This window comes from Salinicoccus halodurans (assembly GCF_900114445.1).
Lineage (GTDB): Bacteria > Bacillota > Bacilli > Staphylococcales > Salinicoccaceae > Salinicoccus > Salinicoccus halodurans.
The window spans coordinates 335,788-349,221 of the sequence record NZ_FOTB01000003.1 but is presented as its reverse complement, the minus strand read 5'-3'; the positions used below and the strand labels follow the sequence as shown (position 1 = coordinate 349,221).

Here is a 13,434-nt window from a genome sequence, read left to right as displayed (position 1 = left end):
CCTTCCGGAAGACACTGCCTTCTAAACTCTTTCTGCATTATTCCGCACTCAGCATCCAGGTTACGCCATATGGATCCCTGAGGCTTGCGAACAGTTCCGTCCATTCAGTTGGACCAAGTTCCATATCCACTTTGCATCCGGCTGCAACCGCCTGCTCATAAAAATCTTTCGCTTTTTTAGCCGCTGTCTCATCTTTACTGTCAAAAGTGAAACAGATACTCGCGCCTTCATTATCGATTTCTTTCTGCTTCCATGTCGAACTCGCCATGAAATGCTGACCGAGGATCTCAAATTCCGCATTCATCACAAATGTCTTTGCTTCTTCTTCCGTCATTCCCATCTGCTGCAGAGAATCCCTGAACATATCATCATCTGCCATCGATTTGCCGGTCACTTTTGCACCAAAGTTCTTTTCGTAAAATTCCAGTGCTCCCAGCGCATCGGAAAAATTGAAATACTGCACTGCATTGAACATTACGACATCCCCTTCTTCAAAATGCTTAACTCAACACGGTTACATTATACATTTTTTCGATAAAATTAAATAATATTAACTACTCAAAAAAAGAAGACTGGATAACCAGTCTCCCCGGCAGTAAATTACGCTGCCTCATCTTCTGTTTCTTCCACTTCCTGGTCTTTGGCATCTTTATGAATACCGAATTCATCAATCAGCTCCACTTTACGAGGTTCTCCTTCAAGAAGTTCGCCGCTGATCTGATACATGCGTACAATCATTTCATCATCAACAACTTCATATACTGCGAAGTTCTGAGTAGAGGAGTCTCTGTTATTGGAATGGGATTCCGCAAAGGCATCTGTTTCCTGCGGCTGGCTGCCGAAACCAAACAGACTGTTATAGTGGTCGAGATCTTCCTGGGTCATCCAATCCAAATCCGGTCTCACTTCATGAAGATGTTCCAGCCCTTTCGAATAAACATCATCATATTCCTTTGTTCCGCCGGTATTCGGCAGCACATATACCGTACCGTCAGGATTCTCCATATATTCCACACCATTTTGTCCGACATGTGTTTTTACATCTTCAACTTCAGCATTCGAGAAGTTTTCCTCAGTCGGAACATGAGTCAGCGAATGCGTTCTTGAAATGACATGGTCATGCCCCTGCAATGCCAGATCAATATCCAGTTCGTCTATCAATGCTGTCAGCTCTTCCCTTACTTTCTGGACATCTTCATCCTGCAGTGAATGATAGGATTTGGAGTACAGCGGCTTATGATAGTTCAGCACAATCCACTCTGCACCATTTTCACGTGCCTTCTTCACATCTTCACTGATCCATTTCATCTGCTCTTCCCCGATGGCTTTCCCATCCGGATTATCTTCAGATTCCTTATTGTCATTAGTGTTAAGGGTTACAAAATGAACACCGTTGTAATCGAAGGAGTAGTAGGATCCTCCAGACACTGCTTCATTCGTTACAGGTACGTTGACATGCTCATTGAATTTTTCTGTAAGCGGTTCATCTCCGTAGTTGAGTGCGTACTCATCATGGTTGCCCGGAGCAACAGCCATCGCTGTCTGCATGAAGTACGGACGGGACTGCTCGTATAGATCCACCCACTCATCTTCCACTTCTGCCACTTCAACTATATCTCCCGTGTGCAGTGCAAAATCGGCATCTCCTGCTGTTTCGAGCGCTCTTTTTAAGGTATCTGCACCGAATGCCGCTTCGTTTCGTACATTTTCATTCCAAAATGCATTTTGGGTATCTGTGTAATGCACAAATTTGAATGGATCCCCATTTTCACCGGAAGTTTTGAACTTGCCAAACTCACTTACCTTACCTGATCCACTGCCTACCTGGTAATAGTAGGTCGTATTGGGTTCAAGGCCGGTCGCCTTCGCCTTATAGGAATATTCGGTTACATCAGTGAGTTCGATATGTCCGTAATCACCGGACATCCATTCATCACCATGTGCCTGTCGATCCGTGTAGTAGCCGTTGATTACAGGTTCGCCGTTCTCATCTTCAACCGCTTCCCCTTCCTCATCTTCCTTCACTTCTGCAAATATGTAGTTACCGTTCTCATCGCGTTCCCCGTAGCTCGAAGTAACCTCTTTTGCCTCTGCTTCGAACTGTAAAGTATCATCGAAATTCCCGGATTTGGAAATCCATACTTTGGAATCTTTGAAATGATCAGTGGTGTACCAGCTGAAACCCATTTCACTTGAAGTATCGCCATTGAATGTAGTCATGATACGGTTGGGCAGATTATTAGGTTCTACATCCGCCACTTCAGGCTTTGTTTCTGTCAGGACAGGATCGAATTCCTCTGCATCATTTTCCTCTGTACTTTCTGCCGGATCTCCGGCGGAACCGGTCGGTCCTCCTCCGCCTGCCGCGTGAACCAGCGGACTGTAAAACAGGGAAATGGCCAGTGCAAAAATAACAGATGCAATGACAACCCCTGCCGAAAAATTCCTGTTGGTTGATAAATTGAAACCCATTCTCGTAAAACCTCCCAATTTTTTTGTGCAATATAATGTCTGCATTTATATTATAAATTATGAATGTATACCTAGTATTAATTTTCAGTAAAGAAAAATTTACTTGGAAAAACTCTTTTTTTATGCTATTAAATACCCTTTTCTATAAAAGTACATTACACTTTTTCATTTTTTTAATAAATGCACTTATGTATAATCATTTCTTTTTGATTAATAAAAATTCCCCATGTCATTTCTGACAATTGTCAAAAATTCGAAAACACTTATTGACTTTTCAATGGATATTGTAGATAATTTAAAATCGAAAGCGTTTTAATTTTTAGGGGTATGTTTTTTCAATACAAACAAAGGGATGTAATTTTGAATAAAGTGGAATTACATTACAAAAAGGAAAAGGAAGTGGCTTACTGTATGAAAAGTTTTAAAAATTTAATACTTCTTGCAGCTTTAGTTCTGGTTCTTGCAGCCTGCAATTTCGGTGGAGACAGCGGCGGGGAAGGTGAAGCAGACAGTTCCGGAGGAGAGGGAGAAGCTGAAAAATCCATCAATCTTTCCATCACCTCAGACCCTCCATCATTCCACCCGGCACTCGCTACCGATACGACATCCGGTGCAATCATGGCCAGTGTATTTGAAGGTCTGACACGCCTGGATCCGGAAGGCAACCCTGAGCCGGCAATGGCAGAGAACATTGAAGTGAGTGAAGATGAACTTACTTATACTTACACGCTGAGAGATGCTGAGTGGTCAAATGGCGACCCGGTCACAGCACAGGATTTCGAATATGCCTGGAAATGGGCACTTAACCCCGAAAACGCTTCCGACTATGCTTACCAGCTTTATTACATAGAAGGAGCTGAAGCATACAACACCGGGGAAGGCAGTGCAGATGATGTCGCTGTCACAGCAGTGGACGACAAAACCCTGGAAGTGACGTTGAACAATCCGACACCATTCTTCGACGAACTCACAGCTTTCTATACTTATTACCCTGTGAATTCCAAAATGGCCGAAGAAAATCCTGATTGGCATACAGATCCAAACGGAGAAAATTACATTGGAAACGGTCCTTTCGTCTTGGACAGTTTTGCCAGCTCTGATGCAATCGTCCTTAAAAAGAATGATTCATACTGGGATGCTGAAAATGTAGCACTGGACACTGTAAACATAGACATGGTCGAAAGCGAAGCAACTGCTTTGAAAATGTATCAATCAGGGGATCTGGACTATCTCGGTTCACCTTTCAACACAATCGACCTTAACGCTTTAAATCAATTCAAAGAAGACGGCACGCTTAATATAAGAGACCAGGCGGGCACATACATGTATGTATTCAACGTTCAGGATGAAATCATGCAGAACAAGAATATCCGTGAGGCATTGACAATCGCAATCGACCGTGAAGGTCTGATCGAAAATGTTACCAAAGGGGAACAAAAACCAGGCACGGGACTTGTACCTCTTACAATGGAAGGCTTCGAAGAGCCGACGGAATACTTCCAATCAAATGATCTTGAAGCAGCAAAAGAAGCACTTGATAAAGGATTGGAGGAACTCGGTCTGAGTGATCCTTCCGAGCTCAAAATCGCATTATCTTACAATACCAGTGAAGCACATGCCCAAATTGCACAATTTATACAACAGGGCTGGAAAAAAGATCTGGGAATAGATGTATCTCTGAACAACTCCGAATGGCAGGTATATCTTGAAGAACTTGATGCAGGGAATCATCAGGTCGGCCGTTACGGCTGGCTCGGCGACTTCAATGACCCGATCAACTTCCTTGAAATCTACAAAAATGAAGGCGGCAATAATAATACAGGCTGGACAAACGAAGAGTATACTCAGCTGTTGAATGACGCAGCCAAGGAAACAGATCCTGAAACGCGTACTCAGATGATGAAAGATGCGGAAGAGATATTCATGAATGATTTCCCTATCGCACCGATCTATTTCTACACGAACCTTTCAGTACATGATGAGAAAGTTAAAAATATGAAATCCGATCCACTCGGAAACGTACAGTTGAAATACGTAGATATCGAAGAATAAGAAAGTCTTTTGTCAGGTGAGTATTTTATACTCACCTGTCATTTTTGGGAAAGGAGCACATAATGATGATTAAATATCTTGGCCAGCGTCTAATCTATATCATCATCGCATTATTTTTGATCATTACAGCTACATTTTTTCTGATGCGTCTGGCTCCGGGTAATCCATTCGCTTCCGAGCGGGCAGTGCCCCCGGCGATACAGGAAAGTCTGAATGAAAAATATGGGTTGGATAACCCGTGGTATATACAGTACAAAGACTATTTGGTAAACAGTGCAACCGGGGACTTCGGTACTTCGATGAAATATAAGTACAGGGATACAAACGATATGATAGCGGAAGGTTTCCCCATTTCCATGACACTTGGTCTCGAAGCGATGTTTATCGCAATTGGGTTCGGTGTCCTGATTGGAACAATTGCTGCCTTATTCCATAATAAGTGGCCGGATTACTTGATGAGCATAATGGCCGTCATCGGCATATCCGTGCCCTCCTTTGTAATGGCAGCAGTACTGCAGTACTATCTGGCACTTCAGGCTGGATGGTTCCCGATTGCCGGATGGAACGGCTTCATATACAGTATACTGCCAGCCATTGCACTGGCCTCGACACCCATGGCATTCATAGCAAAACTGACCCGTTCCAGCATGCTGGAAGAAACGAACAGTGAGTACGTAAAAATGGCAAAGGCCAAAGGGATTTCCCGCTGGGCGGTTGTTTTTAAGCATGCCCTGAGAAATGCTCTGCTGCCTGTCGTTACTTATCTCGCTCCGCTGACCGCCGGAATTATTACCGGAAGTTTCGTAATAGAAGAGATTTTCGCAATCCCGGGAATGGGGAAACACTTCGTTACGAGCATTTCCAACAGAGATTACACCGTCATCATGGGAACCACGGTATTTTATTCTGTAATTTTACTGGTAGCTGTCTTAATAGTGGATATTCTATACAGCTTCATCGACCCGCGCATCAGTCTGAAGGGAGGAAAATCCAATGGCAGATAGAAATGTACCTGAACTCCATCCTTCGGATTTTGAAGTCGTAGGTACACAGACGGCTGACACAGAGAGTCTTGCCAAAAAATCGATATCCTTCTGGGGGGAAGTTTCCCGAAGATTTATCAAGAATAAACTTGCCCTGATTGGTTTCATTACACTTTTCATTATTATTCTCGGAGCCATATTCGGACCCCTGCTGTCAGAATTCACATACAGACAGCAGAATGGTGACTACAATATCGCTCCAAATGGAACATATTGGTTCGGTACTGATGCTTTAGGCCGGGATATCTTCACCCGTGTCTGGATGGGTGCACGGATTTCGATATTTATCGGATTTGCTGCGGCAATCATTGATTTGATCATCGGAGTGGCATGGGGTGCCATCGCAGGCTTGAAAGGCGGGCGCACGGATGAAATCATGATGCGTATCGCTGATATTCTGACTGCAATACCCTACCTGCTCGTCGTAATCATTCTGCTCGTTGTCATGCAGCCGGGATTATTCCCGATGATCATTGCACTTTCACTCACAGGTTGGGTGAACATGGCGAGGATTACACGTTCTGAAATTTTAAAATTAAAAAATCAGGAATATGTCCTTGCGGCCAGAACACTCGGTGCGAACAATCTGCACCTGATAAAAAGGCACCTGCTGCCGAATGCGCTGGGTGCAATTCTGGTTACAATGACGCTGACGATTCCAAATGCTATATTTACAGAAGCATTCTTAAGTTATTTAGGTCTGGGCGTCCCGGCACCATTGGCAAGTTGGGGAACCATGGCCAACGACGGCTACCCTGCGTTGGCCAATGCGCCTTGGAGACTGTTTTTCCCAGCCGCCCTGATCTGTCTGACAATTTTTGCGTTTAACGCTGTCGGAGACGGTCTGAGAGATGCACTGGATCCCAAGTTAAGGAAGTGATTATGATGAATGAACCGATACTGCAAATGAAAAATTTAGAAGTTGATTTCAAGACTTATGCCGGTACTGTAAAAGCGGTAAGAAATGTAAGTTTCGATGTCTATAAAGGGGAGACGCTCGCCATCGTTGGTGAATCGGGTTCAGGTAAAAGTGTAACCAACCAGGCAATCATGAAACTGCTTCCCCAGCCGCCGGCGATATATGCCGGTGGAGAAATCCTTTTCGGGGAGACAAACCTGCTCGAAAAATCCGAAAAGCAGATGGAAAAGATCCGCGGCAATGAAATCAGCATGATATTCCAGGACCCCATGACTTCATTGAATCCAACTATGAAAATAGGAAAACAGATTACGGAAGTCATGCGCAAACATACAAAGATATCTTTGGGGGATGCTAAAAAACGTGCTTTGGAATTAATGCAGCTCGTCGGTATCCCAAGCCCTGAAAACCGCCTGAATCAGTATCCTCATGAATTTTCCGGAGGAATGCGTCAGAGGGTTGTCATTGCGATTGCCCTGGCAGCAGATCCCAAGTTGCTCATCGCAGATGAACCGACCACTGCACTTGATGTGACGATACAGGCACAGATTCTGGAAGTCATGAAAGATATTCAGAAGCACTCCCAGACTTCCATCATATTCATCACTCATGATCTGGGAGTGGTCGCAAATGTGGCGGATCGTGTTGCAGTGATGTATGCAGGGGAAATAGTGGAAATCGGTACAGTGGATGATATCTTCTACAATCCGCAGCATCCTTATACATGGGGGCTGCTTGGTTCGATGCCTGACATGAATGCAGATAAAAAAGAAGAGTTGAGGACAATCCCCGGCTCTCCTCCCAATCTCGTCCACCCTCCTGCCGGGGATGCTTTCGCGGCAAGGAACCCCCATGCGATGAAGATTGATTTTGAAAAAAGTCCGCCAATGTTCGAGGTGGCAGAAAATCATTATGCAAAAACATGGAGACTGCATCCCGATGCTCCCAGGACTCAAATACCTGAAGTAATCAGAAACAGATACATCCAATATAACGGCGGTGATCAGTAATGGCAGAACCAATTTTAACTGTAAATAATTTAAAGAAGCATTTTGGTTCTAAAAATAATTTGGTTAAAGCGGTCGATGATGTCTCCTTTCATGTCATGCCCGGCGAAACACTGGGACTGGTCGGAGAATCAGGGTGCGGCAAATCAACAACCGGTCGTACAATCATCAATCTTTATGACAAAACCGGCGGAGAGATACTTTTTGACGGTAAAAACAACGACAGCCTTTCCAAAAAGGAACAAAAACAGTTCCACCAGAAACTGCAGATGATCTTCCAGGACCCATATGCATCGCTGAACCCGAGAATGACGGTTTTTGAAATACTGGAAGAAGGCTATGACATCCATAAATTATATAAAAAGAAAAAAGAACGCCGGCAGAAAATTTATGAATTGCTGGAATCAGTCGGATTGAACAGGGAACATGCCAACCGTTACCCGCACGAATTCTCCGGCGGACAGCGACAGAGGATCGGAATCGCCAGAGCACTCAGTTTCGATCCGAAACTGATCATTGCCGACGAACCGATTTCGGCCCTGGATGTCTCTATTCAGGCACAGGTAGTAAACATGATGAAAAACATACAAAGAGAGCGTGGACTCGCCTATCTGTTCATCGCGCATGACCTCTCCATGGTCAAATACATTTCTGACAGGATCGCCGTAATGTACAAAGGAAAAATCATGGAAATAGGAGATGCGTCAGATTTATACGACCGCCCCTTCCACCCTTATACCAAATCATTACTCTCAGCGGTGCCCCAGCCCGATCCCCATTCTGAGAAAGAACGCCGCCGGGTCGGTTACGATGAAAGTATGCACGGGTATAATGAAGATGAAGAACTGAAATTGAGGGATTTCGGAAATAGTCATCTGGTATACTGCTCCCAAAAGGAATATGAAAGCTGGACAGTATGATTAAAGCGCTGCAGACCATTGATCTGCAGCGCTTTTTGTATTCCTGAGCCTCTTTCATTTTAAATACTTCAGTCAATTTCAGAGAAGGTGCCGACATACCTTTCTATCTCACCCTCACTGCTCCGGACTTCTTTGATATTCAGCCACTGCCGGTATAGTTCCCCGTTCTTCTTCCTGTTCGTAATTTCTCCCTGCCATATGCCTTCACGCTTCAGCATATCCCACATATTGCTGTAATACGCAGGGTCCTGTTCCCCGGATTGGAGTATGCTCGGGTTTTTCCCCCTTACTTCATCTGCCTCATATCCTGTAATTTCCGTAAATCTTGGATTGATATCTGTAATCTTTCCATGTTCGTCAGTCACCAATACACCCTGTCCCATTGAATTGAACACTTTGGCTGCGATGGATACTTTATTTTGATAGAACATCCAGCCAGCCAGAATCAGGCTTGCCAAGGCAACCTGGGACAGCAGCATGAATCCAATGGCGTACTGGCCGGTGATTGCATGGATCAAAGTCAGTATCAATGGCGGAAAGAAACCGCCGAGGCCGCCCATCATGGAAACGAAGCCGTTGGCAATCCCCGCCTGTTTGTTAAAGTACTGGGGTACGAGTTTGAACACCAGTCCGTTACCGATGCCTGCGGTCGCAGCCACCAGCAGACATCCAATACTGAACAGCATGAATGTCGGGGAGAATGCAAGGATGATGCCGCCGATTGTTATGCCGAGGAAGGTAAAGATGAGTGCAATGAGCGGATCGAATTTGTCCCCGATGAAGCCGCCGAGCGGCCGGATGAATGTGGCAAGTGCAATGAACCCTGCTGTCCGGATTCCCGCATCCACATTATCTATGCCGTAGTTTGTAATCAGGAAGTTCGGCAGGAACACTGTAAAGGCGACGAATGAACCGAATGTGATGAAATACCACAGGGAAATCACCCATAGCTTTTCGTTGTTGATGATCCCTTTGATCTGACCGAACAGCGGCTGTTTCACCAATTTCTCCTGCCGGTCACCAAAGAAGATATTGATGACAATGAAAACAATCAGTACGACCAGCAGCAGACGGATGGTATTCTGCCAGCCGATCTGCACTGCGAGTACGGGCGCAGAGAAACTTGCGATTGCCGTGCCGATATTTCCCACTCCGTAAATACCATTGATCAGCCCGTGTTTCTCTTTCGGATAGTACTTCGGCAGACTGGTCACTCCGACCGAGAACATCGCTCCGCCTATCCCCAGGAAAAAGCCCCCGATGAGCAGATCTATGTGAGAAGATGTGTTGCTTATATAATAGATGGGGAACAACAGCAGGATAAAGCTCGCGATAAACACTTTCCTGGCGCCGATGACGTTCGCGTAGTAACCTAATGGAATCCTTAAGACCGAACCGAGAATAACAGGTACCGCCGTAATGATCGCCACCTGTTCTGCAGGGATGTTCACGTCTTCTGAAATGAACGGGATCAAAGGCGATATGATCACCCAGCAGATGAAACCGACAAGCATGTTCACTGTTTGCAAAGGAAGCTGCATTTTCCTGATCAAGATACTCACACCTTATTTTATATAGTTTTCTTTACCATACCCTTATTTACCATTATAATTTCTGCAATAAAAAAGAACATAAGGGAGTCCCCTTATTATTTCCGGGGAATGCCTTATGTTTCTTCAAGGATATTGCTATTGATCTGCTCCAGCAACTTTTCTTCATCTATTGTCCTGAATTGCTTTTCTGCCATCGGGAAAAGGACGTTCTCTTCCTTATACATGTGCATATATAATATTTCATACGCTTCCTGAAGATACTGTGAAAAATCGTTTAACGGCCTGTTTTCGCCATGCATGACAAATGCATTGGTAAAATACTGTTCTATTTCACTGTGCTCTTCCTGGATTGCCATTATCGGCCCTTGATCCATACCGATGTAATGGCCGAGCATTTCAAAGAAATACTGATCTTCTTTCACCTGGTGTCTGTTGATGATTTCCTTGCTTTGGGCGACGTGATCCATCAAGGCTCCAAGCTCCTGTGTACCGGCCCCGCCTCCTGCTTCCAATTCACGCATCCGCTCAAACCACTTTGTTATTTCGTGCATGATCAGCCGGTGCTCGTTCTCCAAAACCCTCAATGCTTTCATACTGAAAGTAAATGTCTGCATAGTCCACCTGCTTAAAATTCAATTAATTTTTTCTTTATCGCATACTCCAATAATTCCGGACGTGATGACAGACCGATTTTTTCCATGAAATTGGCCTTGTGGGCTTCCACTGTTTTCACTGATATGAACAATTTCTCGGCAATATCTTTATTACCGTACCCTTTAGCCACAAGCGGCAATATCTCCAGTTCCCTTTTGGAAAGTATTTTAAATGGATTCGTATCATCCTTGGCCATTTCGTCATGCGTTATGTACTGTTTTACAAGAATATTCGTCATTTTGGGATGCACGTAGGTATCACCTGTGTAAACGGAACGTATCGCATCCAGCAGCTCGGCATCCGGTGCACTCTTGAGCACATATCCCTTCGCCCCGTTCTTAAGGGAATGGAAAAGGTATTCCTCATCATCATACATTGTGAGAATGATGATTTTTGTATCGGGGAAATCCTGGGATATCTTTCCCGTCGCAATCAGTCCCGATTCTCCCGGCGGCATGCTGATATCCATCAGAATGATATCCGGCTCATATTTCTGCACCATCCTGTACGCCTCCAGCCCGTCCCCGGCAGTAGCGACAACTTCCATATCCTTCTGATAATTTATAATCATTGAAAATCCACTGCGTACGACAGAGTGATCATCAGCGATGACTATTTTCATTTTCATCTCCCCTTTTCAAAGGCAGGATCAGAGTGATTTTCGTCCCTCTGCCGACAATGCTCTTAATACTGAGAGTCCCACCGATCGCTTCCGCCCTTTCCCTCATGCCGAACAATCCGAGTCCCGACCCCTGAGGCGAGCTGTGCATATCGAATCCCTCCCCTTCATCTTCGACGATGACTTCCAGATAATCTTCCCGGGTCATCAGGGTAACGTCTACGGCATCGACATTAGCATATTTCATCGCATTGAACACAGATTCCTGGATGATGCGGTATAACGCCGTTTCAATTTCGGTATCGAACCGTGCATCAGCTATATTGCTTTCAAATAAAACGCTCATGCCGTAGTTTTTGCCGATATATTTGAAATGCGATCTCAATGCGGACAAAAGACCCAGATCATCCAGGGAAGAAGGCCGCAGTTCAACAGAGATATTCCGTATGGACTTCATCAGATTATTGAGCAGATATTCAGTCTGTTCAGTCTTCGCCATCAGATCATCTGCAGAGAGATATTTTAACAGACGCACTTCCACCAGGATATTCAATATGTTCTGTATGATGCTGTCATGGAGTTGACGGGAAATCCTCTTCCTTTCCTCTTCCTGAGCTTCCATAATGTGTTTTGTCAGCATCTTCTGATGCAGAATCTGCTGTGTTTTTATCTGGTTAGACACATTATTCAACCGGAGTACCCTGATATCATCCTCCTGGCTGAGTGTCTGGTAATTTGCAGAATAGGGCTTCACAGTGCCATCCCGGAGTTTCATGAATAATTGGAAATCAACCTTGTTGTCAACCCCGCTGAATAGATAGCATCCTTCACACGTTATAAGATGATTTTCGTCAGTGAGCCCTTCACAATGATGGCATAATGCATTGTCCAACTGATTCTGGATATCGTCCCCCATAATTTCATATGAAGCGCTGTTGCGGTAGATGATTCTGCCTTCCTTGTCCAGGAAGAATATGATTTCATTCGCCTGGTCAAATAAAAGTTGCAGATATTCAGTCAGACTTTCCTGTTTATTCATAAATGAACCCCTCCCAGTTCACATTTGCATGCCTTCTGTATATTTTTGATATAAGTCATCGTCAAAGACTTGCTTACCCTCTCCGGTGTCCTGTAACCGATGAGGATGACCCCTTCCGGCATGCCGTTCTGTATGATGGGGACAGCAATGAATGAGCGGATCTTTTCATTTATTAAAATTGGATACTGATGCCTTTCCGGCAGTGGGATTTCACTGCTGACATTTTCCACTGTCCACGGTTTTCCAGTTTTATAAATGACGCCCGCAATTCCCTTGCCCGGACCCACGGCTATCCTTTTATAACGATTATTCATATTGCCCGTTATATGAGTCCATTTCACCTGAACGTCGTCAAACATCCCGATTTCTTCGGCCATACCTACAAAATCGGAGTGGGTGATCTGACGTATATGATCCAGGTTTATTGTATTCTTCATTACACCGGCCATGTGCCCCCACCCCTTTTCTAAACTATCATTTGGCACTGTGTTTCCTATACAGGATATAACTCCTTGTCCCGTAGTTGAGCGGGACGCTCCATACATGCACCAGCCGGGTAAACGGCCACATCATGAAAATGGCAAATCCGAACAATACATGGAGTTTGAATGTAAATGGAACAGATTCCATCAATGCCGCTTCCGGCCTCAGTGTCAGCAAACCTCTTATCCATACTGATATTGTAGCACGATAATCAAATTCCGGTGTCGTCGTATTTGTGACAAGTGTTGCGTAGCATCCGATGAATACGATGAACAGCAACATAAGATTCACAATGATGTCTGAGGCGGAACTCAGCTTCAGGACACTCGGTTTGCTCAGTCTCCTGTAGGTCAGAAGGAACATCCCGACAAGTGTCATGATGCCGAATATGCTGCCGATATAGACTGCACCAAGATGATAGAGATGATCATTCACCCCGGCGGCAGAAAGCCAGGCAGCAGGAATCAGCAATCCCACTACATGCCCAAAAAATACAGGAATTACTCCCAGGTGAAACAGCAGGCTTCCCCATTTGAGCTGCTTCTGTTCTATGAATTCACTGGACTTTGCCGTCCAGCTGAACTGATCGTACCTGTACCTGAATATATGACCGATGACAAATGTCGCGATGGCAAGATAAGGGAATATCACCCATAAAAATTGATCCAGCATC

Annotated in this window: 13 protein-coding genes; 5 read left to right on the top strand and 8 right to left on the bottom strand. The window is 44.7% G+C overall.

What is annotated here, in order from left to right:
• Window positions 1-37: 37 nt before the first annotated feature.
• Window positions 38-475 (bottom strand): VOC family protein, encoded by a 438-nt coding sequence (locus BM271_RS08345; protein WP_046789224.1) that lies wholly within the window; start codon window positions 473-475, stop codon window positions 38-40.
• A gap of 125 nt (window positions 476-600) precedes the next feature.
• Window positions 601-2,472, bottom strand: a complete 1,872-nt coding sequence (locus BM271_RS08340) for a purple acid phosphatase family protein (RefSeq protein WP_046789223.1) — start codon at window positions 2,470-2,472, stop codon at window positions 601-603.
• Between the two features lie 411 nt (window positions 2,473-2,883).
• Here BM271_RS08340 and BM271_RS08335 point away from each other — a divergent pair, with 411 nt between their 5' ends.
• The 5 genes from BM271_RS08335 to BM271_RS08315 all read left to right on the top strand — a co-directional run bounded on the left by BM271_RS08335 (window position 2,884) and on the right by BM271_RS08315 (window position 8,413).
• Window positions 2,884-4,524: a peptide ABC transporter substrate-binding protein gene (locus tag BM271_RS08335; protein WP_046791394.1), complete on the top strand. Its 1,641-nt coding sequence runs from the start codon at window positions 2,884-2,886 to the stop codon at window positions 4,522-4,524.
• A 65-nt stretch (window positions 4,525-4,589) separates the two neighbouring features.
• Complete coding sequence (locus BM271_RS08330; protein ID WP_046789222.1) at window positions 4,590-5,528, top strand: ABC transporter permease; 939 nt, start codon at window positions 4,590-4,592, stop codon at window positions 5,526-5,528.
• Window positions 5,518-6,447 (top strand): ABC transporter permease, encoded by a 930-nt coding sequence (locus BM271_RS08325; RefSeq protein WP_046789221.1) that lies wholly within the window; start codon window positions 5,518-5,520, stop codon window positions 6,445-6,447. The genes BM271_RS08330 and BM271_RS08325 overlap by 11 nt, the downstream gene beginning before the upstream one ends.
• Before the next feature lie 5 nt (window positions 6,448-6,452).
• Entirely contained in the window at window positions 6,453-7,496 is a 1,044-nt protein-coding gene (locus BM271_RS08320; protein WP_046791393.1) for an ABC transporter ATP-binding protein, read from the top strand.
• The gene (locus BM271_RS08315) at window positions 7,496-8,413 is read left to right on the top strand and encodes an ABC transporter ATP-binding protein (RefSeq protein ID WP_046789220.1); all 918 of its coding nucleotides are present in this window, start codon (window positions 7,496-7,498) and stop codon (window positions 8,411-8,413) included. Before BM271_RS08320 ends, BM271_RS08315 begins: the two co-directional genes overlap by 1 nt.
• A gap of 68 nt (window positions 8,414-8,481) precedes the next feature.
• Here BM271_RS08315 and BM271_RS08310 read toward each other — a convergent pair whose 3' ends face one another.
• From BM271_RS08310 to narI, 6 genes are all read right to left on the bottom strand, one after another.
• Complete coding sequence (locus BM271_RS08310; RefSeq protein ID WP_052749801.1) at window positions 8,482-9,966, bottom strand: nitrate/nitrite transporter; 1,485 nt, start codon at window positions 9,964-9,966, stop codon at window positions 8,482-8,484.
• Between the two features lie 113 nt (window positions 9,967-10,079).
• Window positions 10,080-10,580: a hemerythrin domain-containing protein gene (locus tag BM271_RS08305; protein ID WP_046789219.1), complete on the bottom strand. Its 501-nt coding sequence runs from the start codon at window positions 10,578-10,580 to the stop codon at window positions 10,080-10,082.
• A gap of 11 nt (window positions 10,581-10,591) precedes the next feature.
• Window positions 10,592-11,242 carry a response regulator gene (locus BM271_RS08300; RefSeq protein ID WP_046789218.1) on the bottom strand — a complete coding sequence of 217 codons (651 nt, stop codon included), beginning with the start codon at window positions 11,240-11,242 and terminating at the stop codon, window positions 10,592-10,594.
• A complete protein-coding gene (locus BM271_RS08295) occupies window positions 11,223-12,278 on the bottom strand; it encodes an ATP-binding protein (protein WP_046789217.1) in 1,056 nt (351 codons plus the stop codon). The genes BM271_RS08300 and BM271_RS08295 overlap by 20 nt, the downstream gene beginning before the upstream one ends.
• Window positions 12,275-12,715 carry a GAF domain-containing protein gene (locus BM271_RS08290; protein ID WP_159430860.1) on the bottom strand — a complete coding sequence of 147 codons (441 nt, stop codon included), beginning with the start codon at window positions 12,713-12,715 and terminating at the stop codon, window positions 12,275-12,277. Before BM271_RS08290 ends, BM271_RS08295 begins: the two co-directional genes overlap by 4 nt.
• A 37-nt stretch (window positions 12,716-12,752) precedes the next feature.
• Window positions 12,753-13,433, bottom strand: coding sequence for a respiratory nitrate reductase subunit gamma (gene narI, locus BM271_RS08285; protein WP_046789216.1), 681 nt, complete (start codon window positions 13,431-13,433; stop codon window positions 12,753-12,755).
• Window position 13,434: the final 1 nt, after the last annotated feature.

Excerpts from the sequence above, each read along its gene's own strand:
- BM271_RS08325 (WP_046789221.1), top strand. The coding sequence starts at position 5,518 with ATGGCAGATAGAAATGTACCTGAACTCCATCCTTCGGATTTTGAAGTC.
- narI (WP_046789216.1), bottom strand. The coding sequence starts at position 13,433 with ATGCTGGATCAATTTTTATGGGTGATATTCCCTTATCTTGCCATCGCG.
- BM271_RS08330 (WP_046789222.1), top strand. The coding sequence starts at position 4,590 with ATGATTAAATATCTTGGCCAGCGTCTAATCTATATCATCATCGCATTA.
- BM271_RS08295 (WP_046789217.1), bottom strand. The coding sequence starts at position 12,278 with ATGAATAAACAGGAAAGTCTGACTGAATATCTGCAACTTTTATTTGAC.
- BM271_RS08335 (WP_046791394.1), top strand. The coding sequence starts at position 2,884 with ATGAAAAGTTTTAAAAATTTAATACTTCTTGCAGCTTTAGTTCTGGTT.
- BM271_RS08305 (WP_046789219.1), bottom strand. The coding sequence starts at position 10,580 with ATGCAGACATTTACTTTCAGTATGAAAGCATTGAGGGTTTTGGAGAAC.
- BM271_RS08345 (WP_046789224.1), bottom strand. The coding sequence starts at position 475 with ATGTTCAATGCAGTGCAGTATTTCAATTTTTCCGATGCGCTGGGAGCA.
- BM271_RS08320 (WP_046791393.1), top strand. The coding sequence starts at position 6,453 with ATGAATGAACCGATACTGCAAATGAAAAATTTAGAAGTTGATTTCAAG.
- BM271_RS08300 (WP_046789218.1), bottom strand. The coding sequence starts at position 11,242 with ATGAAAATAGTCATCGCTGATGATCACTCTGTCGTACGCAGTGGATTT.
- BM271_RS08315 (WP_046789220.1), top strand. The coding sequence starts at position 7,496 with ATGGCAGAACCAATTTTAACTGTAAATAATTTAAAGAAGCATTTTGGT.
- BM271_RS08290 (WP_159430860.1), bottom strand. The coding sequence starts at position 12,715 with ATGAAGAATACAATAAACCTGGATCATATACGTCAGATCACCCACTCC.
- BM271_RS08340 (WP_046789223.1), bottom strand. The coding sequence starts at position 2,472 with ATGGGTTTCAATTTATCAACCAACAGGAATTTTTCGGCAGGGGTTGTC.